The sequence below is a fragment of the Mesorhizobium sp. LjNodule214 genome (genome assembly GCF_964252735.1).
Taxonomy (GTDB): Bacteria; Pseudomonadota; Alphaproteobacteria; order Rhizobiales; family Rhizobiaceae; genus Mesorhizobium.
In genome coordinates, this window is the sequence record NZ_CAXUPE020000001.1 from 2,815,839 (window position 1) to 2,840,653 (window position 24,815).

Below are 24,815 nucleotides of genomic sequence, written 5' to 3' on the forward strand. Positions count from 1 at the left end.
AGTGCCATGGCGCGCAGCGGCGTGCAAGTGGTCTGTACACAAGTGTCTAGACACATATGTACAGTGCCTGTATGGTGAGAGCATCCAACGAGAGGGAGAGGCTCGTGAAGTCGCACTATCGCGCAGTCGTCATCGGGGGTGGGGTGGTTGGCGCCTCGGTGCTCTACCATTTGGCGCGCTTCGGCTGGAGCGACGTGGCGCTGATCGAGCGCGCCGAGCTGACCGCCGGTTCGACCTGGCATGCGGCCGCCGGCTTCCATGCGCTGAACGCCGACCCGAACATCGCAGCGCTGCAGGACTACACGATAAAACTCTATCGCGAGATCGAGGCCGAGTCCGGCCAGAATGCCGGCCTGCACATGACCGGGGGCGTCAACATGGCCAGCGACCCCGCTCGCTGGGAGTGGCTGAAATCGGCCTGGGCGGTGTTCCAGTCGGTCGGTATCGAAACCGCGCGGCTGGTGAGCCCGGCAGAAATCAAGGAAATCTGCCCGATCGTCGATGTCGGCGATGTGCTGGGCGGCCTCTACGATTCCAACGAAGGCCATCTCGACCCCTACGGCACCACCCATGCCTATGCCGGGGCGGCGAAGAAGCGCGGTGCCGAAATCATCCTGCGCAACCGCGTGCTCGACCTCAAGCAGCGCGCCGATGGCGGCTGGGACGTCTTCACCGAACAAGGCACGATCGTCGCCGAGCATGTCGTCAACGCCGGCGGTCTCTGGGCAAAGCAGCTCGGCCGCATGGCCGGCGTCGAGCTGCCGGTGACGCCGATGGAGCACCACTATTTCATCACGGAGGACATTCCGGAGGTCGCGGCGCTCGACAAGGAGCTTGGCCTCGCCGTCGATCTCGACGGCTTTGCCTATCTCCGCCAGGAGCGTAAAGGCGTGCTGCTCGGCGTCTACGAGCAGAACCCGAAGCATTGGAACATGGATGGCGCGCCCTGGGACTATGGTATCGAGCTGATCCCGGAAGACATCGACCGCATCAGCCCGGAACTCGCCAAGGCCTATGAGCGCTTCCCGTGCCTGGCGACGGCCGGCATCCGCAAATGGGTCAACGGCGCCTTCACCTTCACGCCCGACGGCAACCCGATCGTCGGCCCAGTGCGCGGCTTGAGCAACTACTGGGTCGCCTGTGGCGTCATGGCCGGCTTCAGCCAGGGCGGCGGCGTCGGCAAATCGCTGGCCGAATGGATGATCCATGGCGAGCCACAGGCCGATATTTTCGGCATGGACATCGCCCGCTACGGCGCCTTTGCCGCGAACCGGGAGTATCTGAAGCAAACGACGCGGCAGTTCTACGCCCGCCGCTTCGTCATGACCTTTCCCAACGAGCGCCTGCCTGCCGGTCGGCCGCTGAAACGCCCCGGCGCCTATGACGGCATGACGGCGGCCGGATGCGAATGGACGGCTTCATGGGGTCTCGAAATCCCGGCCTATTTCGCGCCGATGGGGTTTCGCGAAAACACCACGCTGAAGCGCTCCAACGCCTTCGACATCGTCGGCGACGAGGCGCTGCAGGTCCGCCGCGCCGCCGGTCTTGTCGATACCTCCGCCTTCTCGCGCTACGCGGTGTCCGGGACGGGCGCGGAAGCCTGGCTCGACCGGCTGCTCGCCTGCAGGCTGCCGAAGCCGGGACAGGCGAGGCTGGCGCCGATGCTCGGTCATGATGGAAGGCTGAAGGGTGATCTCACCGTCTTCAACTGGGGCGGCGGTGAATACTGGATCATGGGCTCCTACTATCTCAGGGAATTCCACATGCGCTGGTTCGAGGCGCATGGGGCCGACGGTGTCTCCGTCGCTGACATTTCCGACGTGACATCAGGCTTCCTCGTCACCGGACCGAATGCCCGGGCGATTGTCGAACCCACCACGCATCAGGATGTCTCGACGAACGCCCTGCCGTTCATGGCTTGTGGCGCGTTCGACGTCGGCATGGCGCAAACACGGGTTGCCCGCCTGTCGATCGCCGGTGAGGTAGGCTTCGAGATCAATTGTCCGGCCACCATGCATGCCACCTTGCGCGACACCCTGCTTGCCGCCGGCGAGGATCTCGGCCTGGCGGAAGTCGGCTTCTATGCGCTGAATGCGCTCAGGCTGGAAAAGAGCTTTGGCATCTGGTCGCGCGAGTTCACCCAGGCCTACACGCCTGCCCAAACCGGGCTCGGCCGTTTCATAGCCTTCGGCAAGGGCGATTTCATTGGCCGCGATGCCGCGCTGAAGGAGCGCGATGGCGGTGGCGCCAGGCAATGCCTGGTGACGCTGGAGGTCGATGCCGTCGACGCCGACGCCAGCGGCTTCGAGCCAGTCTGGCACAAGGGCCGACGCGTTGGCTTCGTCACCTCGGGGGGCTATGGCTACACGGTCGGCAAGAGCCTGGCGCTGGCGCTTGTCGACCGCGATTTTGCAGCCGAGGGCACGGCGCTGTCGGTGCATATCGTTGGCGTCGAGCGGCCGGCGCGCGTCATTCTGGCCTCGCCCTACGACCCCGAGGGCAAGGCGATGCGGCAATGAGGAGGAACTGCCATGATCGATGATGCTGCACGCGACACCAGGCGCGAGCGCCGGCGCGGCCGCACCGGCGAGGCCGGTAGCGAGTCGAGCCGCCGCCCGGACTATCGCTCGCTCAAGAATCCCTTCCTGCCGCAGCCGGTCTTTTCGGACGACCAGGTGGCGGCGATCCACGATACGGCGCTGCGCGTGCTGGAGGAGCTTGGCATCAAGGTGCTGCTGCCCGAGGCGCGCGAGCGATTTGCCCGCGCCGGCGCGCTTGTCGACGAGGACAGCCAGATGGTGTGCATCGGCCGCGACATCGTGGCGACAGCACTTGCCTCGGCGCCAAAATCCATCCGGGCGCTGGCGGGCGACCGTAGCCGCGACCTGATCCTCGAACTCGGCTCGATGGCCTTCCTCGCCGGGGCCGGCGCGCCCAACGTCACCGATCTCGAACGCGGCCGGCGGCCAGGAACGCTTGCCGCTTTTGAGGAATTGACCAAGCTGATCCAGCACTTCGACGTGCTGCATATGCTTTGCCCGTGCATCGAGCCGCAGGACGTCGACAATCGCTTCCGCCACTATGCCGTCAACCGCGCCCAGCTGACGCTGTCGGACAAAGTCCCGTTCATCTTCGCCCGTGGTACGCCGCAAGTCGAGGACGGGTTCGAGATGGTGCGGCTGGCGCGCGGGCTCTCCGAAGACGCGTTCCTTGCCGGCGCCCATTGCTACACCGTCATCAACACCAACTCGCCGCGCCAGCTCGACATCCCGATGGCGCAAGGCATCATCGACTTTGCGCTCGCTGGGCAGATATCGATCATCACGCCCTTCTGCCTGGCCGGCGCCATGGCGCCGATCACGGTGGCAGGCGCCCTGACCCTGCAGCATGCCGAGGCGCTGGCCGGGCTGACGCTGGCCCAGATCGTGCGGCCGGGCGCGCCGGTCGTCTACGGCTCGTTCTCCTCCAATGTCGACATGAAGTCGGGCGCTCCCGCCTTCGGCACGCCGGAGCATGTCAAGGCGACGCTAGGCGCCGGCCAACTGGCGCGCTTCACCGGCCTTCCCTGGCGCTCCGGCGGCGGCAGCGCCGCCAACATCTCCGACGCGCAGGCCGCCCACGAGACGCAGTTCGCGCTGTGGGGCTCGGTGCTGGCCGGCGCAACGGTCTGCATCCACGCCGCCGGCTGGCTGGAGGGCGGCCTCAGCGTCTCCTTCGAGAAGCTGATCACCGACATCGAGGCGCTGCAGACCGTCGCCGAACTCTGCGCGGCGACCCCCGGCGACAATGACGCCATCGGCTTCGAGGCCATCGCCGAAGTGCAGCCGGGCGGACATTTCTTCTCGGCCGGCCACACAATGGCGCGCTACCGCACCGCCTTCTACGAGCCGCTGGTGGCCGACTGGTCGAATTTCGGCAACTGGACGCAGGCCGGCTCGAAGAGCGCGACCGAGCGCGCCACGGGTATCTGGAAGCGGCTGGTGGCTGATTTCCGACCGCCGGCGTCCGCCGCTGCTACGTCAGGCATCCTCGATGAGTTCACCGCACGCCGCACCGAACAGGGCGGCGCGGCACCCGTCTCGTGACCGGGGCATGCGCCCGTTACATCGGGCGCTTGTCGCCGGCCTTTTGGGGGTCGCGGCGTATCGTGCCGGCATCGGCTTTCCGGTGCTTGTCGGCGGCAAGCCTGCGAATGCGGTCGAAGCGGCTTTCCTCGGCTGTTTCAGTCGCCGGGACGGTATTTGGCTTCGGTACGAACGTAATCATTTGTCGATCTCCTTGCCGCTGGTCCGCGCCGGGGAAGATGCCCCGGCGGCTGTCTTTCAGGCTCTCGTGAAGAGTTCGTTTGTCTCGAAGAGGTCGAAGAGTTCAGGCTGCGAGAGCGACCGCACAGCTCGTGGCGCCCAGCCTGTCGGGCGATGTTTCTCCGGGCATGGTCGCCCAACCGCCTGTCTCAATGAACTGCCGCTTCTTGTAGCTGTCGGTCAGGGCTTTGAACTCGACAAGCTTGGCGGCGGCATCGGGCGCTGCGTTGAAGCGATCGACGCAGACGGCCGAGGCCAGTTTGCCGCGCGCTACATCGCCGGCCGTTGCCACCAACGAGCGCGAGGTGCCGCCTGTCACCCATCCGCCCCAGTTGAAACCGATGATCAGTGTGGCGATGAGGGTTACCGCGCATGCCCAGAAAAGCGTGGATTTGGCCGGCTGGTAGTCTTCCCATCGACGCGCGAGAGATGGCTTGCTGCTTTGTGTGGACACGGAACAGTTCCTTCCTGAATTGGCGTTGGAATCGGTCGCCCGGCCGGTCGCGGACTGGCCGGAATTTCATGGGAATTTCTTCTGGACCCGGCATACGCGGCCGCTGCCCCTGTATAGGCGCGTTGGCACTCGATAGATAGGAGTGCCAAAAATTATTCGTACGACGCTATGAAATATCGAAAAGTATTGTTTTGCGGAATCGTTTCCAAATTTTCAAGAATCAAAAATATTTCAAAAATTTGAATTTTAACAGCCGAGTGCCTATTTTATCGAACAAGTTCGTTCTCACGATTTCAAGCGCAAGGGAGATTTGGCGATGGCCGATGGCAGTCAAAGTATCATGGAAAAAGCTGAAGCCCGCTTCGTCGACAAGCAGAAAAAGACGGCGGAGCGAAACAAGGCGACCGCCGAATATATGTCCGAGGCCAAGGCCCGGATCATCAAGACGGCAAGGCTGCGCGAATTGCGGCTGGCCAAGGAAGAGGCCGATCGCGTGGCGGAGGCCCTGAACCCGACGCCGAAGAAGAAGCGGGTTGTCAAGAAGGTCGCCGCAACGGAGTTCAAGTCATGAGCCTCACATTCCCCAATCGCAGCCGCAGCTATGACGCGGCGGGTCGGCGCATCCGATTTGTCGGCCATGACGGCATGTTCCAGATTTCCTTCTCGGTCGCTGCGGATGCCATGTCGAAGATGCGGCCCGAAACCGCAGCCGACGAGGCCGGCTATCTCGCCGCCTTCGATACGGCCAGCAGCGCCATATACGACGTCGCCAGGACGGCCTACGACCGCACCCGCAAGAGCATGTATGTGCTGACCGCGGCTGATTTTCGCTAACTGGGTCGCGCGCGGCTCCCCGAAGACGAGTTGCTTGGCGGCGCATGCCGCGGACACCATTATCGATACCAACTCGCCGCACCAGCTCGATATCCCGATGGCTCCGGGCATCATCGATTTCGCCCGCGGCCACGCCCTTTCCTGTTCCAGTTCGGGCCGCCGCCACCGCCGGCGTACTCGACGACTTCATCGCGCGCCGCACCGAAGAGGGCGGGGCGCTGCCGGTATCTTGAGGCTCAGTGCAGCAGCGAGACCGCTTGCGCGAGTAGGTGGTGTCGCTGACCTGGCCGAGCATGAAGGCTGCCACGTCGGCGCGCGCCATGGTCGGCAGCAGCGACGCTGCGTGGATGCCGTTGTCGTGGCGGAGCCGGCCGGTTGCCGCGCCATTGCTGAGTTTGGGCGGCCGCACAATGGTCCAGTCTAGTCCGGACTGGACGATGAGGCGTTCCTTCGCCTCGTGATCCGCCACTTCATGGCGCAGCAGGAGCGGCACGACGATGCCGCCGAGCAGCGGCCCCAACTGCCGCCGGCTGTCGCGGACGCCAAGGAAGGATTGATAGATCAGCCGGGCAGGGCCGGTCCGCTGCATGGCATCGACGATGAAGCCGATGCCGGCAACCACGGCCGGGTCGTGCTTCAGCGGCATGCCGGCGCCGAGACAGCTGAACACGGCATCATGTCCGGCAACCGCGCGCTCCACCGCCTGCCAGTCGGCGACATCGCCGACAACCACCCGCAGATTTTTGTGGTTGATCGCAAGCTTGTCCAGCGTGCGAACGAAGGCACTCACCGCATGGCCCTCTGCCAGCGCCGCCTGGACAAGGACGCGTCCCGTCGCGCCCGAGGCGCCGAAGATCAGCAGTTTCATGGTCAGCCTCCTCGAACCCAGACCGGCTTGCGCCCGGCCACGAAGGTGATAGGCGCCCCGGCCGGGCCGGGCAGCAATCTTGTGTCCGCATAACCGGATTGTTCGACCAGCACCTCGGCCTCGCCATTTTCGAACACCGTGCCGCCCCACAATGCGGTGCGGAAGCGGGCGAGTGCCGCTCCGAGTGCGTCCGGTCCGGGGTTGACCATCGCCAGCAGCAGCCAGCCGCCGGGGCGCAGCGCGGCCCGGCAGCGCGCGATGATCGCCCTGACCTGCGGATCGGGGATGAAGGCGCTCGGCACGAAGGCGAGGTCGAACGCGTCCTCGTCGGCGATCTCCTGGCCAAGCCCGGTGCGGAGTTCGATGCGATGTTGGAGGCCGGCAGCTTTGACGTTGCACCGGGCCTGCGCAATGGCGTCCGGCAGCGGATCGATGCCGACTGCCCGCAGATTGGGCCATTGCCGAAGCATCGACACCGACAGCACGCCGACCCCGACGCCGATATCGAGGAACGCAGCGCCCGGTGCCACCAGCCTATCCAGCAAGCCTTCAAGCTGTGGCGCGATCGACCGCTTCAGCAGCGCCGGGAAGCCGGCCGAAACATCGCCCAGGGCTTGCCGCATGCTGGCTTCCAGATGCCGGGTCTCTCCGTCTGCTGATGGTTGCGACAGAAGCTTGCCGGCTGACAGCAGATCGACCCTGATGCCGGCCAGCACCGGCGCCAGTTCGGCCGCGTTCGCATCCGCCACGATGCCCGAGACACCGAATTCGCCAAGCACCGCTTCGATGCGCCGGGCGGTATCGCCGGCGAGGGGCTTGTCCTGCACACGCGCCTCCATCGCCAGGCCGAGTGCAGCAAGCGCATTCGCCGAAATCGCGTGCCGGGCCACGATCGTCCGCAAACCTTCGATGTCCATGGCTCGCCCCCTGAATTTTTGTCAGCTCCATTCTCGCGCGCCCGCCAAGTTCGGACGATTGGCGATTTCCGTGCATGCCTGTGCAAAACTGCACAGGCATGCGGCGACGAATTGGTCTAGAATTGGCTCGTGATCACCTCTGGCGAACCGGACTGGAACGACTTGCGCTATTTCCTCGCTGCAGCACGCGCGGGGACGTTGTCGGGCGCGGCGCGCGCGCTGGGCGTCCGGCACACGACGATCAGCCGGCGCCTGACCGCTCTTGAAAATGCTCTCGGAGTCTCACTTGTCGTGCGCGGGCCGCATGGCATCGAGATCACCCCGCTTGGCCGCACATTGCTGCCGCTCGGCGATGATGTCGAACGCGCCATGCAGGCAATGCTGTCGCTGGTGCGCTCCGGCAGCAGCCGTGTCCGGCTGGCGCTGCCGACCGGGTTCAGTCCGTTCTTTGCCGAGCGTATGGCTGCCTTCCATAAGGCCTGTCCCGACATCAGCCTTGAATTGATGAGCGGCAGCCGGCCGGTCGATCTGCAGCATGGCGAGGCGGAACTCGCAATCAGGATGGGTGCTGTCGCCGACGACACGCTGATCGTACGGAAACTTTGTGACTCGGGCTGGTCGATCTATGCCTCCCGGAGCTATCTCGACCGTCACCGGACGCCCGTCGATCCTCGCCGGCTGGCCGGACACGAAATCATCGGCTTTTCATGGCAGCCTTGCCGGTGTCCCTGGCGCCAGGTGGGTGGAGGCGCACGGCGCCGGCGCGACAATAGTCTTTCGCGTCACCGAGATGACGGAGATGCTGGCGGCGGCGCTAAGTGGCGCCGGTCTCGCCGTCATGCCCTGCATGCTGGCCGAGACCGAACCGCGCATGATACGCTTGGTGCCTGACGTTCTTGGCAGCCATCCGGTTTCGATCGTCTATCGCCGCGAAATCGGCGCCGAGGCGCCGGTGCGTGCGGTGATCCGCTTTGTTGCCTCCGTCATAAAGGCCCATTCCGCCTTGATCGGCGGGCAAAGGCCACGTGCGCCGGTCTCCTGAAGCGACGCGACCCGTCGCAGCGGAAAGTCTTATTCCGGAGATGGTGAGCGGCCATCATCCTGGCATGAGGCGCTGATTCGCGCCTTGCACCGAATTGCCGTCATCTGGCGAATTGTCCGTAACGCGGCTACGCTGTACGTCAGATATGTCATGCCGCGACGGGCGAGGGAGAAAACGATGACGGCGCCCGGCGATTTGCTGCAGGCCTTGTTCCTGAGATTGAAGAGCGATGCGTCGCTGTCGGCGCTGCTGGGCGGCGCCGGATTGCTCGAGCAGGCGACCGACAACGCCGCCTTCCCCCATGTGACCTGCGGCCACACCAGCGCTTTCGACCTGGACACCGGCGCCGACAACGACGCCGATCAGCTTGTCACGCTGCATGTCTGGTCGAAAGCCCATGGCGGAGCCGAGACGCGTGTCATCATGGACACCATCGAGGCGCGCCTTGCCGACGCGGCGCTGGCCATCGGTCCGCATGGCTTGACACGGTTGTCACTGGAATTCGCCGAGGCTCGCTATGACGAGGATCTCGCGGTCCACCACGGGCTGCTGCGCTTTCGCGCCATCACGCAGGAAAACGCCTGACGCGCTTTCAATATCGGCGAAACGGAGGCTAGAGCGGTTCATCGTTTCACGGAGATGCAGAACCGCTCTATCTCTTTGTTTTGACGCAATTCCGGACGGAAAACCGTTTCACACTTTTCCTGGAATTGCTCTCGACTGGACTTTCGCCGACTTCACCGGGTCGGGCGGTGGAATCTCAGCTTGATTGTCTCGCGTTGCAGGGGTGTGGCGGGCATGGTTTTTCGGGCGTTCACCGTTCATTTCACGTTCAGCACCGATGCGTTACAACGCTGACCATGAAAACGCTTCGCTCCCATTTCCGAACCGCGACGCTGGCGCTTGCCGCGGCCGGCCTGTTTGCGTCGCAGGCGACGGCAATGTCGGTCGTCGCGCCCGGCGACCCGCAGCCGATCGTGCTGGCTGCGTCGGACTGCTATGCGATCGGTCAGCAGGTTGCCGAGCAGAATGGCGGCACGCTGGCCAAGGCCTCTCAGACGACTCGCGGCGGCCAGGCAGTCTGTGTCATCGTCGTGCTGGTACCGGGCAAGGACGGTCAGCGTCCGCGCCGCTCCGAAATCGTCGTTCCGCTGAACTGACCCAACCTTCCATCTTACAGGCCTCCGTTTCCCAGGCCGCCGGAATCGGCCTATACCTGACCCCGGATCCGTCAACAGGTTCTAACCGTCATGCGCGTGCTCGTCGTCGAAGATGACAAGGATCTCAATCGGCAGATAGGTGATGCGCTGGTCGATGCCGGCTATGTCGTCGACCGCGCCTTCGACGGCGAGGAAGGGCATTTCCTCGGCGACACCGAACCTTACGACGCGGTTGTCCTCGACATCGGCCTGCCGCAGATGGACGGCATCAGCGTCGTCGAGCGCTGGCGCCGCGGCGGCCGCAAGATGCCGGTGCTGATCCTGACGGCGCGCGACCGCTGGAGTGACAAAGTGTCCGGTATCGACGCCGGCGCCGACGATTATGTCACCAAGCCGTTCCATATCGAGGAGGTGCTGGCGCGGGTGCGGGCGCTTATCCGCCGCGCCGCCGGCCATGCCTCTTCGGAATTGACCTGCGGGCCGCTGCGCCTCGACACCAAGGCCTCCAAGGCCGATGTCGACGGCCAGCCGCTGAAGCTGACCTCGCATGAATTCCGGCTGCTGGCCTATTTGATGCACCATATGGGCGAGGTCGTGTCGCGCACCGAACTGGTCGAGCATCTCTACGACCAGGATTTCGACCGCGATTCCAACACCATTGAGGTCTTCGTCGGCCGGCTTCGCAAGAAGATGGGCATCGACATGATCGAAACCGTGCGCGGCATGGGCTACCGCATGCGTGAGCCGGAGGCGTAAGGCGGAACCTCTTCCTGCAAAACCGGTCGTCTCCAAGACGCTTTCGGCGCGGTTCTGGCCACGCTCGCTGGCGTTTCGCGTCATAGCCTTCTCGACCCTGTGGGCGATCCTGACGCTGGTCGTCATCTTCACCCTCATCACCACGCTCTACCGCCAGGCCAGCGAGCGCGGCTTCGACAGCCTGCTTTCGGCGCATCTGTTCAACCTGATCGGCTCGGTCGGCGTTTCCGAAAGCGGCCAACTGACCGGCGCGCCGGACCTCGGCGACCTGCGCTTTTCCGAACCGAATTCGGGCTGGTATTGGTCGGTTGAACCGGCCTCCGAGGGCGTGTATGGCGAACTGCACTCCTCCTCGATGACCAAGGCGATTCTTTCGCCGAGCGTCGCCGAGGTTCCCTTCAACGCCAGCTTCCAGCGCAGCTATGGCACCGAAGGCATCCATGGCGAGGAGCTGGAGGTGTTCGAAAGCGAATTCGTCCTCGATGCCAAGAACCGCGCCGCGCGCTTTCGCGTCATGGGCAACCAGACCGAGCTGGAGCAGGAGATTGCCAGCTTCCAGCGCCGGCTCTTGACCTATCTGTCGCTGTTCGGCGTCGGCATGATCGCCATCAACGCCTTCGCCATCCTGATCGGCTTGCAGCCCCTGCGCCGCGTCCGCAACGCGCTCGCCATGGTGCGCGAGGGCACGGCGCAGCGGCTCGACGGCAGTTTTCCGGCCGAGATCGAGCCGCTGGCCAACGAGACCAACGCGCTGATCGAGAACAACAAGCGCATCGTCGAGCGTTCGCGCACGCAGGTCGGCAATCTCGCCCATTCGCTGAAGACGCCGCTGGCCGTGCTCATCAACGAGGGACGGGCGCTCGGCGGCGCCAAGGGCCAGCTCATCACCGAGCAGGCCGCCTCGATGCAGAAGCAGGTCGACCACTATCTGCAGCGTGCGCGTGTCGCCGCCCAACGCGACAGCGTGGTCTACCGCACGCCGGTGGCGCCGTTGGTTCAGCGCATGGTGCGCGTGCTGCAAAAGCTCAACCCGCGGACAACCCTCACGCTTTCGCTGCCGGCCACCGACATCATCTTTGGCGGCGAGCGCGAGGACCTGGAGGAATTGCTCGGCAATCTCCTCGACAACGCCATGAAATGGGCCAAGGGCGCGGTCGCCGTGTCTGTCTCGCCTGTCCCCGGCAAGGACACCAATTTGTTCGAGATCGCCATCGAGGATGACGGTCCGGGCATTCCCGAGGACAAGGCGCGCGAGGCGTTGAAGCGCGGACGGCGCCTCGACGAGACCAAGCCGGGCACAGGGCTCGGCCTTGCCATTGTCGCCGACCTCGTCAACGAGTATGGAGGCAGTCTGGCGCTGGAACGCTCCGCCACGGGCGGGTTGAAGGCGGCGGTGCGGTTGCGGAGCCTTCATTAATGCTTTCCGGGGTCAGTCGACATCGACGGACGGTGCGTGTTATGGCGGCATGTCGATTGGTCCCGAAGTGCTGGGCTGCGGCCAAATTTCCGACAAATATCAACACTATGGCCATGCCAACTTCTCCGATGGCGCGGCCCCAAGCTCATCCTGCTCGAGAAATCCGGTTGTTGGCATGAAGATTCGCGTCGCGCTCCTTTCCGCACTGCTCGCCGTTTCCGGTTGTGGGACGTTGGGCAAGGGCGGCCCTGGCGCGGCGATCACGCCGGCGCCCGCCGCCACGCCTCCGGCCGGCAGCAAGGTGGCAACGACGATCATTTCGGCCATGGGCGGCGGCCTTGTCGGCGGATCGATCGGCTCCGGCCTGAGCGATGCCGACAAGCGCAAGGCGCTGGAAGCCGAGTACAAGGCGCTCGAATACACGGCGAGCGGCCAGAAGGTGACATGGAAGAGCGACAGTTCGGGCCGTTCCGGTGAAGTCGTCGCCGCTCAGCCCTACCGGGTCGGCTCGCAGGATTGCCGGCAATACACCCATACGGTGTTCAACGGCACCGCCGGCGCCACCGCGCGCGGCACCGCCTGCCGCAATGCCGACGGCAGCTGGACGCCGCTGACCTGATCAATGCATGTCGCCCAAACGTGCGCCGCGGTTTTGGGATAACGACATGCATCAAGAGGAAGCCGGATCGGGTTCAGATCCGATCCGGTTGACATCGGTCAAGGACAGACGACGCACGAGCCGTCAAAGCGTCGCAGGATGCCCATGTTGGCAGGGCAGGGCTCTGCCGGTATTGGATGAAAGATGCTGTTCTGGGTCATAGCCGCAATCCTCACGCTGGGCGCCAGCCTGGCGGTGCTGCTGCCGCTGGCCGGCGGCCCGAAGGGCGCGTCGGCCGCTGGTGATCACGACCTCGAAGTCTATCGCGACCAACTGTCCGAACTTGACCGCGACGTGGCGCGTGGCCTGATCCAGCCGGCCGAGGCCGAGGAGGCGCGTGCCGAGATCGGCCGCCGTATCCTGCGCCTGGGCGCTGCCGGGCAGGTGGACACGGCGGCGGCACGACGGCCGTCGGTGGCGACAAGGCTGGTGGCGACAGTGGCGGTGCTGGCGGTTCCGCTGGTCAGCTGGGGGCTTTACATCAAGCTCGGCTCACCCGATTTGCCCTCGCAGCCGCTCAGCGAGCGGCTCGCCAAGAATCCCGCCGACTCCTCGGTGGACGAGCTTGTAGCGCGCGCCGAGGCGCATCTGGCCGCCAACCCTTCCGATGGCCGCGGCTGGGACGTGCTAGCGCCGGTCTATCTGCGCCTGCAGCGCTATTCCGACGCGGTGAGCGCCTATCGCAACGCCATCCGCCTCGACGGCGAAAGCGCCGCCCGCCAGGCCGGCCTCGGCGAGGCGATCGCCAACGCCGCCGGCGGTATCGTCTCGGCCGAGGCGCAGGACGCCTTCGAGGCGGCGCTGAAGCTCGATTCGGCCAATCCGAAGGCGAGCTTCTATCTGGCGATGGGCCTGGCGCAGGAAGGCCGTGCTGCGGAGGCGACGGCGGCCTGGCAGAAAATGCTCGGCACGCTGCCGGCGGAATCGCCCTGGCGCCGCGCCGTCGAGCAGGCGCTCGTGCAAAACGCGAACAGGGCCGTCGCCTCGGGAACGCCCGCCAATGGCCCGGATGCGCAGGCGGTCGAAGCGGCGCAGTCGATGTCGCCTCAGGACCGCCAGGCGATGATCGAAACCATGGTCGCCGGGCTTGATGAGAAGCTCAAACAAAACCCGCGTGACACGGAAGGATGGATGCGGCTCATTCGTTCCTATGTCGTGCTTGGCAAGGCCGACCAGGCGCGCGATGCGCTGAGCCGCGGCATTGCCGTCTTTGGCGTCGACAGCGAGGAAGCCAGGAAATTCACCGCCTTTGCCGCCTCGCTCGGCCTGACGGCGACGGAGTAGTCATGACGCGCAAGCAGAAGAGACTGTCGGTGATCGTCGCGGGGCTGGCTTTCCTTGGTGCCGCCACCGGTCTCACCTTCTACGCGCTCGGCCAGAAGGCCTCCTATTTCTACATGCCCGGCGATCTCGCCACGGCCAGCGTCCAGCCCGGACAGCGCATCCGGCTGGGCGGCCTCGTCGAGAAGGGCACGATCGAGCGCGGGCAGGGCGCGACCGTCGCCTTTTCGGTGACCGACAAGCAGAAATCGGTCAAGGTCACCTATACCGGCATCCTGCCCGACCTGTTCCGCGAGGAGCAGGGCGTCATCACCGAGGGCAGCTTCGGTCCGGACGGCGTCTTCGTCGCCGATAGCGTGCTGGCCAAGCATGACGAGCGCTACATGCCCAAGGAAGTCGCCGACGGGCTCAAGGCCAAGGGTGTGTGGCAGGAGAGCAAGAGTGAGTAACGCGCTTGGTTGAAACCGGACACTTCGCCCTCGTGCTCGCCTTTGCGCTGTCGCTGGTGCAGATGCTGGTGCCCCTCTATGGCGCGCACGCCGGCAACCAGAAGATGATGGCGGTCGGCGGCCCGGTGGCGGTGACCGGCTTCGCGCTTACAGCGCTTTCTTTTGCGGCGCTGGCAACCGCCTATGCAAGCTCCGACTTCTCGGTGGCGAGCGTGTGGGAAAACTCGCATTCGCTGCAGCCGCTGATCTACAAGATCACCGGAACCTGGGGCAATCACGAAGGCTCGATGCTGCTCTGGGTGCTGATCCTGACCTTCTTCGGCGCCCTTGTCGCCGTCTTCGGCGCCAACCTTCCGGCAACGCTCAAGGCCAATGTGCTGGCCGTTCAGGGCACAATCGGCGCCGCCTTCTTCCTGTTCATCCTGGCGACCTCCAATCCCTTCACCCGGCTCAACCCGGCCCCGATCGAGGGCCGCGATCTCAACCCGGTGCTGCAGGATCTCGGCCTCGCCATTCATCCGCCGCTGCTCTATCTCGGCTATGTCGGCTTCTCGATCTGCTTTTCCTTCTCGGTCGCCGCCCTCATCGAGGGCCGTATCGACGCGTCCTGGGCGCGTTGGGTCAGGCCATGGACGCTGGTCGCCTGGATGTTTCTCACCGGCGGCATCGCCATGGGCTCCTACTGGGCCTATTACGAGCTCGGCTGGGGCGGCTTCTGGTTCTGGGACCCGGTCGAGAACGCCTCCTTCATGCCCTGGCTGGCGGGCACGGCGCTGCTGCATTCGGCCATCGTCATGGAAAAGCGTTCGGCGCTGAAGATCTGGACGCTGCTCTTGGCGATCCTCACCTTCTCGCTGTCGCTGCTTGGCACCTTCCTTGTGCGCTCCGGCGTATTGACCTCGGTACATGCCTTCGCCACCGACCCGACACGTGGTGTCTTCATCCTCTGCATCCTGACGCTGTTCATCGGCGGCTCGCTGGCGCTGTTCGCCTTGCGCGCCTCGAGGCTGACGGCCGGCGGCCTGTTTCATCCGATCTCGCGCGAAGGCGCGCTCGTCCTCAACAATCTGTTCCTGACCACCGCCACCGCCACCGTTCTGGTCGGCACGCTCTATCCGCTGGCGCTCGAAGCCATCACCGGCGGCAAGATCTCGGTCGGCGCGCCGTTCTTCGACCTGACATTCGGTCCCCTGATGTTGCCGCTCTTGGCGATCGTGCCGTTCGGGCCGCTGCTTGCCTGGAAGCGCGGCGATGTCTTCGCCGCCGCACAACGCCTGATGGCGGCCTTTGCCGCCGCACTTGCCGCCATGCTGATGACGGGCCTGTTCGTCGATGGCGCCTCGGTGTTCGCAGCCCTTGGCGTCGGCCTCGGCGTCTGGCTGATCTGCGGCGCGCTCACCGATCTCGCCGTCAAATCAGGCTTCGGCTCGGTGACGCCTGCCCTCATGCTGCGGCGCTTCGCTGGCCTGCCGCGCTCGGTGTTCGGCACCGCGCTCGCTCATCTCGGCCTTGGCCTGACGCTGCTCGGCATCGTCGGGACGCTCAGCTTCGGCACCGAGAAGATCCTGTCCATGCATGCCGGCGAGACCGTCGAACTGTCCGGCAACACGCTGCGCTTCGAAGGGCTCTACCCGGCGCAGGGGCCGAACTACAGCGAGGATCGCGGCCGCTTCGTCGTCATCGGCGCCGACGGCAATGCCAAGGGCGAAATAAGCTCGGCCAAGCGCTTCTTTCCGGTGCGCCAGACGACGACGACCGAATCCGGCATCAGGACTGTTTGGTTCAGCCAGCTTTATCTTTCGTTGGGCGACGAGGGCAATGACGGCTCCGTCGTCGTCAGGCTGTGGTGGAAGCCGCTGGTGACGCTGATCTGGGGTGGCGGCCTGGTGATGATGGCGGGTGCTGCAATGTCGCTGATGGACCGCCGCCTGCGCGTCGGCGCGCCGTCGCGCCGCAAGAAACTCGTGCCTTCCGCGAGCCTGTCGTGACGGGCAGGGCTCGGCTTGCCTCGCTGGTGCTGTTGCTGGCCTTGCTGTTCGCCGGCAACGCCTTCGCGGTGAAGCCGGACGAGGAGCTCTCGGATCCGGCGCTGGAGGCGAGGGCGCGAACCCTGTCGGAAGGGCTGCGCTGCATGGTCTGCCAGAACCAGTCGATCGACGAATCCGACGCCGACCTCGCCCGCGACCTGCGCATCCTGGTGCGTCAGCGGCTCGTCGCCGGCGACAGCGACCAGCAGGTGATGGATTACATCGTTTCGCGCTACGGCGAGTTCGTGCTGCTGAAGCCGCGCTTCAGCCTGCGCAATGCCTTGCTCTGGGGCACGCCGGTGCTTCTGCTCCTCGCAGGCGGGATCTTCATCGTGCTCACGGCGCGATCGCGCCGTTCGACGGCAACGAACGCCCTGACCGCCGAGGAGCAGGCGGCGCTGGACAAGATGCTGGGTGACTAATTTGGCCATTCCTCCGGCGGCCAGTCCCGCGATGCGTGAATGATGTGCAAGATAACGACGCCCTCACTGCCGGCGATTGGCCGCAGCTCATAGGCAATGATGTAGGGCAGGCGGCCGATGGGCTTCTCATAGGTGCCTGTTACCCGGCCAGGCCGGCCCGTCGCCATGTCGCCAAGACCCTGGCCCACATCGCGAATGCGATCCGCGAGGCGTCTGGCGGCGGCCGGATTGTCCCGCGCGATGAAGGCGACTTGCTGTTTGATGTCGTCCAGCGCTTCTCGCGACCAGTTGACAATCCGCTTCACGCCTTGCCCGCGCGCTTGGCTTCCGCCGCTTCGATCACGGCGTCGATTTCCGCCATGGCTTCGTCGTGGGGCACGACACGGCCAGCCGCCGCGTCAGCCATGCCGCGTTTGATACCTTCGATTATCTCAAGCTCTCGATCGACATAGGCCGAAACCGCTTCGGCCGCGAGGAAGGATTTGCTCCGCCGAGTGTCGGCGGCGATCCGCTCAAGCTTCAGCTTGGTTTCGGACGAAACCCGAATGGTCATGGTGGTGCTTGCTGTCATGGTGAAAGCCTTGTGCTGAACTGTGTACAACATAGTGTCGCAGGCGGGTGCGACCAAGGGATTTGTGCGCCGTTGTCGCCGGTACATTACAAAAGTTTCATGCACTGGAAATGGCGCCGTAATGTGCGCCTCTCTATTCCTCTCGCCTGAGGATGTCCTGTCCAAGCCGCATCCAATCAAAAAGAGGATACGAGACCCATGAATATTGCCCCCAATTCATATTCCCGCACCCGCAAGCGCCTTCTGGCCGCCGTTGCCTCGCTGGCTGTTGCCGGCGCTATCGGCTTTGGTGTCGTCACCTCCGGAACGGCTCCGGTCCTGGCCGACGCCGTGCGTGTCGAGGCGCCGCAGGTCACCGGCTTCGCCGATATCGTCGAGCGCGTCTCGCCGGCGGTGGTTAGCGTCAAGGTCAAGGCCAAGATCGAGCCGGCGGCCGATGACGGTTCCGATCAGTCGGACGACCAGGACGGCATGAACAACCTGCCCGACAATCCGCAGCTGCGCCGCTTCTTCAAGGAATTCCGTGGCTTTGGCGATCAGGGCGGCCAGTTCGGCAACCGCCGCTTCAGCCACCGCGACCACAACAACGACCAGCCCCGCCCGGTGGCGCAAGGCTCCGGCTTCTTCATCTCCGATGACGGCTATCTCGTCACCAACAACCATGTGGTCGAGGAAGGCTCGGCTTTCACCGTGGTGATGAATGACGGCAAGGAGCTCGACGCCAAACTGATCGGCACCGACCCGCGCACCGATCTCGCCGTGCTCAAGGTCGATGGTGTCGGCAAATTCACCTATGTCGACTTCGCCGACGATTCCAAGGTCCGCGTCGGCGACTGGGTGGTGGCCGTCGGCAACCCGTTCGGCCTCGGCGGCACCGTCACCGCCGGCATCGTCTCGGCCCGCGGCCGCGACATCGGCGCCGGACCTTATGACGACTTCCTGCAGATCGATGCCTCGGTCAACCGCGGCAATTCGGGCGGCCCGACCTTCAACCTCAACGGCCAGGTCGTCGGCATCAACACCGCGATCTTCTCGCCCTCGGGTGGCAGCGTCGGCATCGCTTTCGACATCCCGGCTTCGACCGCCAAGCAGGTCGTAGAAGACCTGATGAAGAACGGCTCCGTCCAGCGCGGCTGGCTCGGCGTCGAGATCCAGCCGGTCACGTCCGACATCGCCGAGTCGCTCGGGCTGAAGTCCGAGAAGGGCGCGCTGGTGTCGAGCGCGCAGGACGACGGCCCCGGCAAGAAGGCCGGTATCACCGCCGGCGATGTCATCACCCAGGTCGACGGCAAGGACGTCGCTTCGCCCAAGGAACTCGCCCGTCTGATCGGCGCCTACTCGCCCGGCAAGCCGGTTGATGTCACCGTGTGGCGTGACGGCAAGAGCGAGACCATCAAGGTCGACCTCGGCAAGCTGCCGGCAAGCGACAAGCAGGCCTCGGCCGATCAGCAGCAGCCCGCAGCTCCGGCAAAGCCCGACACGCTGGCCGATCTTGGCCTCACCGTCACCAAGTCCGAAAAGGGCCAGGGGCTGGTGGTGACCGATGTCGACCCGGACAGCGCCGCCGCCGATCGCGGCATCCAGCCCGGCGATGTTATCACCTCGGTCAATTCGGTGGAGGTGAACGGAACCGACGATGTCACCAAGGCCATGGCCGACGCGGTGAAGTCGGGCCGCAAGGCGGTGCTGATGCAGATCACCCGCGACGACTCGAACCGTTTCGTCGCCCTGCCTGTCGCCAAGGGCTGACGTTTCAGAACTTTTCCGGTGCGGCGGTTTCAACACCCCGAGCCGCCGCACGGGAAAGCACGGGGCCTGAATGCGTTAGTCAGTCATCGTGTTCCGCCCCCGGCGGCAGCGGGCTTCCCATCGCCCATTGCCGCTTAACCTCAAAGGCCATGATGCCCATGCCGGCCGCCACTCAATCTTCCAGCGAAATCGCGTATAACGGCTCTATGAAGATTCTTGTCATAGAAGACGATCGCGAGGCCGCGGACTACCTTGAGAAAGCCTTTGCCGAGGCCGGGCACACCGCCCATGTCGCCGGCGACGGCGAAACCGGCTTCACGCTTGCCGATGCCGGCGACTATGACGTCATGGTGGTCGACCGCATGCTGCCGCGCCGCGACGGCCTGTCGGTCATCGCCGGCCTGCGTTCGCGCGGCAACACCACGCCGGTGCTGATCCTGTCGGCGCTGGGCGAGGTCGACGACCGCGTCACCGGCCTGCGCGCCGGCGGCGACGACTATCTGACCAAGCCCTATGCCTTTTCCGAGCTGCTCGCCCGCGTCGAGGTGCTGAATCGCCGCGCCAGCGCCCGCGAAGCCGAAACCGTCTACCGGGTCGGTGATCTCGAGCTTGACCGCCTCTCCCACTCTGTGCGTCGCGCCGCGCGCGAAATCACGCTGCAGCCGCGCGAATTCCGCCTGCTCGAATATCTGATGCGCCACGCCGGCCAGGTAGTGACCCGCACCATGCTGCTCGAGAATGTCTGGGACTATCATTTCGATCCTCAGACCAACGTCATCGACGTCCATGTCTCGCGGCTGCGCGGCAAGATCGAAAAAGGCTTCGACAAGCCGATCCTGCATACGGTTCGCGGCGCCGGCTACATGCTGAAGAGCGGCTGAACCCAGCATGGCCCTGTCCCTGCCGGCCATCATGAGGACGACGGCGGCGCGGCTCTCGGCGCTCTATTTCCTGCTTTTCGCGCTCTGCGCCGTGCTGCTGGTCTTGTACATGACCTCGCTGTCGGCGCGCATGCTGACCGCGCAGACGCAGGAGACCATCAATGACGAGGTGCTCGGCCTTGCCCGCGCCTATCAGCGCGGCGGGCTGCCGGTTCTGGTCCGCGTGGTCGAGGCCCGCTCCCGCCAGCCCGGCGCCAACCTCTATCTGATCGCCGACACCAACGGCCAGATCCTGACCGGCAATGTGCAGAGTCTGGAGCCTGGGGTGATCGAGACCGAAGGCTGGACGACGGAGCCGTTTTCCTACCGGCGCTTCGGCGAGGGCGAGCTCGAACGGCAGCGCAATACGGCCGCCGACCAGAACGAGACGCAGTCTGGCCAGAACGAAGTCCAGGCCGAAGGCGAGAAGGGCCACAACGCGATTGCGCTGGTGCTGCGCCTGCCCAACCAGATGATCATGCTGGTCGGCCGCGACCTCGGCGAGCCCGAGCGGTTCCGCGCCGTCATACGCCGCTCTCTGATGCTGGCGCTGGGCATGATGGGGCTAGGCGGGCTGTTGATCTGGTTCTTCGTCGGGCGCGCGGCGCTGAAGCGCATCGACAGCGTCTCCGAAGCCAGCCGCCGCATCATGGGCGGCGATCTGTCCGGGCGCCTGCCGGTCACCGGCGCCGGCGACGAATTCGACCGCCTGTCCGAGAACCTCAATGCCATGCTGGCCAGGATTGCCACGCTGAACGAAGGGCTGAAGCAGGTTTCGGACAACATCGCCCACGACCTGAAGACGCCACTGACAAGACTGCGCAACCGCGCCGAGGCGACGCTTTCCGGCAAGCAAAAGACCACCGATTACCGGCAGGCGCTGGAAGGCACGATTGCCGAGTCGGAGCAGCTGATAAAGACCTTCAACGCCATCCTGATGATCTCCAGGCTGGAGGCGGGTTATTCCTCCGAGAGCACCAGCCGCGTCGATCTCGCCGCTGCCGTGCGCGACGTCGTCGAACTCTATGAGCCGGTGGCCGAGGAGGCGGGCGTGACGTTGGAGAGCTCGGTCGAGGGTGATTTTGCCGTCAACGGCAATCGCGAACTGATCGGCCAGGCGCTGTCGAACATCGTCGACAATGCGATCAAGTACTCGACCGACGCGACCGGCAAGCCCGCGGTGCGCGTGGCGCTCGGGCGCGTCGGCGGCGAAATCAGGCTTGCCGTCTCCGACAATGGCCAGGGCATTCCCGACGATGCCGACCGCGCCCGCGCGACCGAACGTTTCGTGCGGCTGGAAAAGAGCCGCTCGCAGCCGGGGTCGGGCCTGGGCCTCAGCCTCGCCAAGGCAATCATGACTTTCCATAACGGCAGGCTTGATCTTTTACCCGCCAATCCCGGATTGTCCGTGGTCATGGGTTTTCCCGCACGGGAGGACCATTGATGGCCGCGAGGAAGCCTGTGCAGCGGATCGAGACCGAATGGCGTCTGCAACCGGTGGCAAGGCTTTTGCCGCTGGATGAAAACCGCGCCCGGCGTGAACTGTCGGAGATCGCCGACGCCGCCGAGGAAGAGGGCCTGCCCCGGCTGGCGAAGTTCCTGGCAGCCGAGGGTACCGTTCAGGATCTGCTCGCCGCGGTCTTCGACCTGTCGCCGTTCCTGCGTGATCTGGCGCGCCGCCGGCCCGGGATTCTCGATCAGCTGTTCGACGCCGATGTCGAGGCGCGGCTGATGGCGATTGGCGAGGCAATCGGCAAGGCGGCGTTTACCGATTCCGGTTCGGAAACGAGCCTGATGATGGAACTGCGGCAGTGGAAGGCCGAGGCGCATTTCCTGATCGCGCTCGCCGATCTTGCCGGCGAGGCCGAGCCCGCGTTGACGGTGCGCCGCCTCAGCGACCTCGCCGACGCCTGCACCCGTGCCGCCGTCGACTTCCTGCTTCGCGACGCGCATGGGCAAGGCAAGCTCAAATTGCCCCATCCCGAAATGCCGGCGCTGCAGTCGGGCTGGATCCTGCTCGGCATGGGCAAGCTCGGCGCGCATGAACTGAACTTTTCGTCCGACATCGATCTCGTCGTCTTCTTCGATCTGGAGGCGCCCGCTGTCGTCGATCCGCTCGATGCCACGGAGTTGTTTTCACGCCTGACCCGCCGCCTGGTGCGCATCCTCCAGGACCGCACCGAGCACGGCTATGTCTTCCGCACCGATCTGAGACTCCGCCCCGACCCCGGCTCGACACCGCTAGCGATCCCGGTTGAGGCCGCCCTTCACTACTACGAGGGGCGCGGCCAGAACTGGGAGCGCGCCGCCATGATCAAGGCGCGCCCGGTGGCCGGCGATCTCGCCGCCGGCGCTGCCTTCCTGAAGGAGTTGCAGCCCTATGTCTGGCGCAAATACATGGACTACGCCGCGATCGCCGACGTCCATTCGATCAAGCGCCAGATCCACGCCCACAAGGGCCATGGCGAGATCGCGGTCAAGGGCCACAACGTCAAGCTCGGCCGTGGCGGCATCCGCGAGATCGAGTTCTTCGTCCAGACGCAGCAACTCATCGCCGGTGGCCGCTTCCCGGAGCTGCGCGGTCGCGAGACGGTGCCGATGCTCGGCCAGCTCGCGGCGCGCAGCTGGATCACCGCCGACGCGCGCGATGCGCTCACCAGGCAATACTGGTTCCTGCGCCGCGTCGAGCACGCCATCCAGATGGTCGCCGACGAGCAGACGCATATCCTGCCCGACACCGACGAGGGACTGGAGCGCATTGCCCGCATGCTGGGCTTTGCCGATGCCAAGGTTTTTTCCGAAGCCTTTCGTGCGTCGCTGCAACAGGTCGAGCGCCACTACGCGGCGCTGTTCGAAACCGCGCCGGAACTGTCGGCCGGCGTCGGCAATCTGGTCTTCACCGGTGATGTCGACGATCCCGACACGCTGCAGACCTTGCATCGCCTCGGCTTCCAGCGGCCAAGCGACATCTGCCGCGTCATCCGCGGCTGGCATTTCGGCCGCTATCGCGTCACCCAGTCGGCGGAAGCGCGCGAGCGGCTGACCGAGCTGACGCCGGCGCTGCTAAAGGGGTTCGGCCAGACGCGGCGGGCCGACGAGGCGGTGATGCGCTTCGACGAATTCCTCGCCGGACTGCCGGCCGGCATCCAGCTGTTTTCGCTGCTGCAGTCCAACCCGGCGCTGCTGAAACTGATGGCGACGATCATGGGCGCGGCACCCAGGCTCGCCGCCATCATCACCAGGCGGCCGCATGTCTTCGACGGCCTGCTCGACCCGGCTCTGCTCAACGAATTGCCAAACCGCGCCTATCTGTCGGCGCGGCTTGCCGCCTTCATCGAAGGCGACCGCGCCTATGAGGACGTGCTCGACCGCTTGCGCATCTTCGCCTCCGAGCAGAAGTTCCTGATCGGGGTCAGGCTGCTCGCCGGCGCGATCGATCCGGCGCGCGCCGGCCGCGCGTTTTCCGACCTCGCCGATCTCACCATCGAGGCCGCTCTGCAGGCCGTCATGGCCGAGTTCGCGCTGCGCCACGGCCGGATCGCCGGGGCCAGGGTGGCGTTGCTCGGCATGGGCAAGCTCGGCAGCCGTGAATTGACGGCGGGCTCAGACGTCGACCTCATCCTGCTTTACGACCACGACGCCGATGCTGAAGAGTCCGACGGCGTCAAGGCGCTCGCCCCATCCCACTACTACACCAGGATGACGCAGCGGCTGATCGCCGCCGTCTCGGCGCCGACGGCTGAAGGCGTGCTCTACGAGCTCGACCTGCGCTTGCGTCCCTCCGGCAACAAGGGGCCGGTTGCCACTCATGTCGATGCCTTCAAAAAGTACCAGCGCCAGGATGCCTGGACCTGGGAGCACATGGCGCTAGCGAGAGCGCGCGCCATCGGCGGCGATGCGGCACTCTGCGCCGAGGTCGAGGCCGAGGTGGCCGCCGTGCTTGCCCTGCCGCGCGATGCCTCCAAGGTGATGGCCGAGGCTGCCGAGATGCGGGCGCTGATCGAGAAGGAGAAGCCGCCGCGCGATCGCTGGGACATCAAGCTGATCCCCGGCGGGCTCATCGACCTCGAATTCATTGCCCAGGTGGCGGTGATATCAGGCCATGTCGAGGCCGGCCGCAGGGTAACCGCGACGGCCGAGATCCTGGCGCGGCTGGCGCCGGATTTCGCCGGCGCTGACATCAGGCAGGAACTATGCGATGCCTACCAGCTTTATCTGGCGCTGACCCAGATGATCAGGCTCTGCCTCACCGGCGTCTTCGAACGCGACGACGTTCCGCCGGGTCTGTCCGATCTGCTTCTGGCGGTCACCGACCTGCCGGATTTCGGTGTGCTGGAAGCACACCTCAAGGAGACGTCGCGAAAGGTCAGAAAGGATTTCGACCTTTTGCTTCGTCTGGGACAGCCGCAACAACGAGCGGCGGTTCCCGATCGCATCGGGGGTGACGATGCAACAGGAGAAGACCAATGAGAAAGTCGACCAAACTTGCCCTCGCTTTCGCAGCCCTTGCCGGCGCCGTCGGCACCACGGCCTATGCCGAAAACAATGCCAGCGCCAAAATGCGCGACGACATGATGATGCGCCTCGACAAGGCGATGAAGGATTCAGACGGCACCATCACCTTCGACCAGTTTTCCGCCGCCATGAACGCACGGCTGAAGAAGATGGTCGCCGACAATGGCGGCAAGCTTACCGCCGCCCAGCTCGCCGATGTGCTGGAGAAGGCACGCTTCGAGCGCATGGCCAAGCGCATCATCGAACGCTACGACACCAGGGGCGACGGCACGCTGACCGCCGACGACATCACCAGCCGCGAGAAGAAGGTCTTCGCAATGCTGGACAGGAACAATGACGGCAAGATCGAGAAGAGCGAACTGCCGAAAGGCGGCCGTTTTGCCCGTCACCGTCCATGGGACGGTAACGACGAAGACGGCATGCAGTGACCCCGGATACCGGCTCCGGCGGCGCAAGCCGCCGGCGCTTGTG

General features: G+C 65.1%; 24 protein-coding genes and 2 pseudogenes. 20 read left to right on the forward strand and 6 right to left on the reverse strand.

Annotated elements, in window-relative coordinates:
* Positions 1-104 precede the first annotated feature (104 nt).
* Complete coding sequence (locus ACSQ3Z_RS13130; protein ID WP_436171681.1) at positions 105-2,519, forward strand: GcvT family protein; 2,415 nt, start codon at positions 105-107, stop codon at positions 2,517-2,519.
* Positions 2,520-2,531: 12 nt separating this feature from the next.
* On the forward strand, positions 2,532-4,085 hold the full coding sequence (locus ACSQ3Z_RS13135; RefSeq protein ID WP_436171682.1) for a trimethylamine methyltransferase family protein: 1,554 nt from the start codon (positions 2,532-2,534) through the stop codon (positions 4,083-4,085).
* 16 nt (positions 4,086-4,101) lie between these two features.
* Here ACSQ3Z_RS13135 and ACSQ3Z_RS13140 read toward each other — a convergent pair whose 3' ends face one another.
* Positions 4,102-4,266, reverse strand: a complete 165-nt coding sequence (locus ACSQ3Z_RS13140; protein WP_436171683.1) for a hypothetical protein — start codon at positions 4,264-4,266, stop codon at positions 4,102-4,104.
* Positions 4,267-4,368: 102 nt separating this feature from the next.
* Positions 4,369-4,758, reverse strand: a complete 390-nt coding sequence (locus tag ACSQ3Z_RS13145; protein WP_436171684.1) for a hypothetical protein — start codon at positions 4,756-4,758, stop codon at positions 4,369-4,371.
* Positions 4,759-5,074: 316 nt separating this feature from the next.
* On the opposite strand from ACSQ3Z_RS13145, the gene ACSQ3Z_RS13150 reads away from it, so the two are divergent.
* Positions 5,075-5,329, forward strand: a complete 255-nt coding sequence (locus ACSQ3Z_RS13150) for a hypothetical protein (RefSeq protein WP_436171685.1) — start codon at positions 5,075-5,077, stop codon at positions 5,327-5,329.
* Positions 5,326-5,592 (forward strand): DUF1488 domain-containing protein, encoded by a 267-nt coding sequence (locus ACSQ3Z_RS13155; RefSeq protein WP_192183447.1) that lies wholly within the window; start codon positions 5,326-5,328, stop codon positions 5,590-5,592. The genes ACSQ3Z_RS13150 and ACSQ3Z_RS13155 overlap by 4 nt, the downstream gene beginning before the upstream one ends.
* A 286-nt stretch (positions 5,593-5,878) precedes the next feature.
* Here ACSQ3Z_RS13155 and ACSQ3Z_RS13160 read toward each other — a convergent pair.
* Positions 5,879-6,460: pseudogene (locus tag ACSQ3Z_RS13160) on the reverse strand (NAD(P)-dependent oxidoreductase); the annotation flags it as partial.
* Positions 6,461-6,462: 2 nt separating this feature from the next.
* On the reverse strand, positions 6,463-7,377 hold the full coding sequence (locus ACSQ3Z_RS13165) for an SAM-dependent methyltransferase (protein ID WP_436171686.1): 915 nt from the start codon (positions 7,375-7,377) through the stop codon (positions 6,463-6,465).
* Between the two features lie 129 nt (positions 7,378-7,506).
* On the opposite strand from ACSQ3Z_RS13165, the pseudogene ACSQ3Z_RS13170 reads away from it, so the two are divergent.
* From ACSQ3Z_RS13170 to ACSQ3Z_RS13220, 11 genes and pseudogenes are all read left to right on the forward strand, one after another.
* Positions 7,507-8,052 (forward strand): annotated as a pseudogene (locus ACSQ3Z_RS13170) (LysR family transcriptional regulator); the annotation flags it as partial.
* Positions 8,003-8,419: a LysR substrate-binding domain-containing protein gene (locus ACSQ3Z_RS13175; protein WP_436171687.1), complete on the forward strand. Its 417-nt coding sequence runs from the start codon at positions 8,003-8,005 to the stop codon at positions 8,417-8,419. The pseudogene ACSQ3Z_RS13170 and the gene ACSQ3Z_RS13175, both read left to right, overlap by 50 nt.
* A 177-nt stretch (positions 8,420-8,596) precedes the next feature.
* Positions 8,597-9,004 (forward strand): DUF3168 domain-containing protein, encoded by a 408-nt coding sequence (locus ACSQ3Z_RS13180; protein WP_436171688.1) that lies wholly within the window; start codon positions 8,597-8,599, stop codon positions 9,002-9,004.
* A 275-nt stretch (positions 9,005-9,279) separates the two neighbouring features.
* A complete protein-coding gene (locus ACSQ3Z_RS13185; RefSeq protein ID WP_436171689.1) occupies positions 9,280-9,579 on the forward strand; it encodes a hypothetical protein in 300 nt (99 codons plus the stop codon).
* A 90-nt stretch (positions 9,580-9,669) separates the two neighbouring features.
* Positions 9,670-10,335, forward strand: a complete 666-nt coding sequence (locus ACSQ3Z_RS13190) for a response regulator transcription factor (protein ID WP_436171690.1) — start codon at positions 9,670-9,672, stop codon at positions 10,333-10,335.
* Complete coding sequence (locus tag ACSQ3Z_RS13195) at positions 10,319-11,752, forward strand: ATP-binding protein (protein ID WP_436171691.1); 1,434 nt, start codon at positions 10,319-10,321, stop codon at positions 11,750-11,752. Before ACSQ3Z_RS13190 ends, ACSQ3Z_RS13195 begins: the two co-directional genes overlap by 17 nt.
* 175 nt (positions 11,753-11,927) lie before the next feature.
* Positions 11,928-12,371: a hypothetical protein gene (locus tag ACSQ3Z_RS13200; RefSeq protein ID WP_436171692.1), complete on the forward strand. Its 444-nt coding sequence runs from the start codon at positions 11,928-11,930 to the stop codon at positions 12,369-12,371.
* Positions 12,372-12,554: 183 nt separating this feature from the next.
* A complete protein-coding gene (gene ccmI / locus ACSQ3Z_RS13205; protein WP_436171693.1) occupies positions 12,555-13,694 on the forward strand; it encodes a c-type cytochrome biogenesis protein CcmI in 1,140 nt (379 codons plus the stop codon).
* Between the two features lie 2 nt (positions 13,695-13,696).
* On the forward strand, positions 13,697-14,140 hold the full coding sequence (gene ccmE, locus ACSQ3Z_RS13210; RefSeq protein ID WP_436171694.1) for a cytochrome c maturation protein CcmE: 444 nt from the start codon (positions 13,697-13,699) through the stop codon (positions 14,138-14,140).
* Between the two features lie 5 nt (positions 14,141-14,145).
* On the forward strand, positions 14,146-16,128 hold the full coding sequence (locus tag ACSQ3Z_RS13215) for a heme lyase CcmF/NrfE family subunit (RefSeq protein ID WP_436171695.1): 1,983 nt from the start codon (positions 14,146-14,148) through the stop codon (positions 16,126-16,128).
* Entirely contained in the window at positions 16,125-16,589 is a 465-nt protein-coding gene (locus ACSQ3Z_RS13220; protein WP_436171696.1) for a cytochrome c-type biogenesis protein, read from the forward strand. The genes ACSQ3Z_RS13215 and ACSQ3Z_RS13220 overlap by 4 nt, the downstream gene beginning before the upstream one ends.
* Here the strand turns inward: ACSQ3Z_RS13220 and ACSQ3Z_RS13225 are convergent.
* Together ACSQ3Z_RS13225 and ACSQ3Z_RS13230 are read right to left on the reverse strand one after the other, a co-directional pair.
* Positions 16,586-16,894, reverse strand: a complete 309-nt coding sequence (locus ACSQ3Z_RS13225) for a type II toxin-antitoxin system RelE/ParE family toxin (RefSeq protein ID WP_436171697.1) — start codon at positions 16,892-16,894, stop codon at positions 16,586-16,588. The genes ACSQ3Z_RS13220 and ACSQ3Z_RS13225 overlap by 4 nt on opposite strands.
* Positions 16,891-17,160, reverse strand: coding sequence for a CopG family ribbon-helix-helix protein (locus tag ACSQ3Z_RS13230; protein WP_436171911.1), 270 nt, complete (start codon positions 17,158-17,160; stop codon positions 16,891-16,893). Before ACSQ3Z_RS13230 ends, ACSQ3Z_RS13225 begins: the two co-directional genes overlap by 4 nt.
* Positions 17,161-17,358: 198 nt before the next feature.
* On the opposite strand from ACSQ3Z_RS13230, the gene ACSQ3Z_RS13235 reads away from it, so the two are divergent.
* From ACSQ3Z_RS13235 to ACSQ3Z_RS13255, 5 genes are all read left to right on the forward strand, one after another.
* Positions 17,359-18,909, forward strand: a complete 1,551-nt coding sequence (locus tag ACSQ3Z_RS13235; RefSeq protein WP_436171698.1) for a Do family serine endopeptidase — start codon at positions 17,359-17,361, stop codon at positions 18,907-18,909.
* A 206-nt stretch (positions 18,910-19,115) separates the two neighbouring features.
* Positions 19,116-19,790 carry a response regulator transcription factor gene (locus ACSQ3Z_RS13240; protein WP_006199726.1) on the forward strand — a complete coding sequence of 225 codons (675 nt, stop codon included), beginning with the start codon at positions 19,116-19,118 and terminating at the stop codon, positions 19,788-19,790.
* Positions 19,791-19,797: 7 nt separating this feature from the next.
* Positions 19,798-21,273: a sensor histidine kinase gene (locus ACSQ3Z_RS13245; protein WP_436171699.1), complete on the forward strand. Its 1,476-nt coding sequence runs from the start codon at positions 19,798-19,800 to the stop codon at positions 21,271-21,273.
* Complete coding sequence (locus ACSQ3Z_RS13250) at positions 21,273-24,299, forward strand: bifunctional [glutamine synthetase] adenylyltransferase/[glutamine synthetase]-adenylyl-L-tyrosine phosphorylase (RefSeq protein ID WP_436171700.1); 3,027 nt, start codon at positions 21,273-21,275, stop codon at positions 24,297-24,299. Before ACSQ3Z_RS13245 ends, ACSQ3Z_RS13250 begins: the two co-directional genes overlap by 1 nt.
* Positions 24,296-24,772, forward strand: coding sequence for a hypothetical protein (locus ACSQ3Z_RS13255; protein ID WP_436171701.1), 477 nt, complete (start codon positions 24,296-24,298; stop codon positions 24,770-24,772). The genes ACSQ3Z_RS13250 and ACSQ3Z_RS13255 overlap by 4 nt, the downstream gene beginning before the upstream one ends.
* The last annotated feature ends 43 nt before the right edge of the window (positions 24,773-24,815 follow it).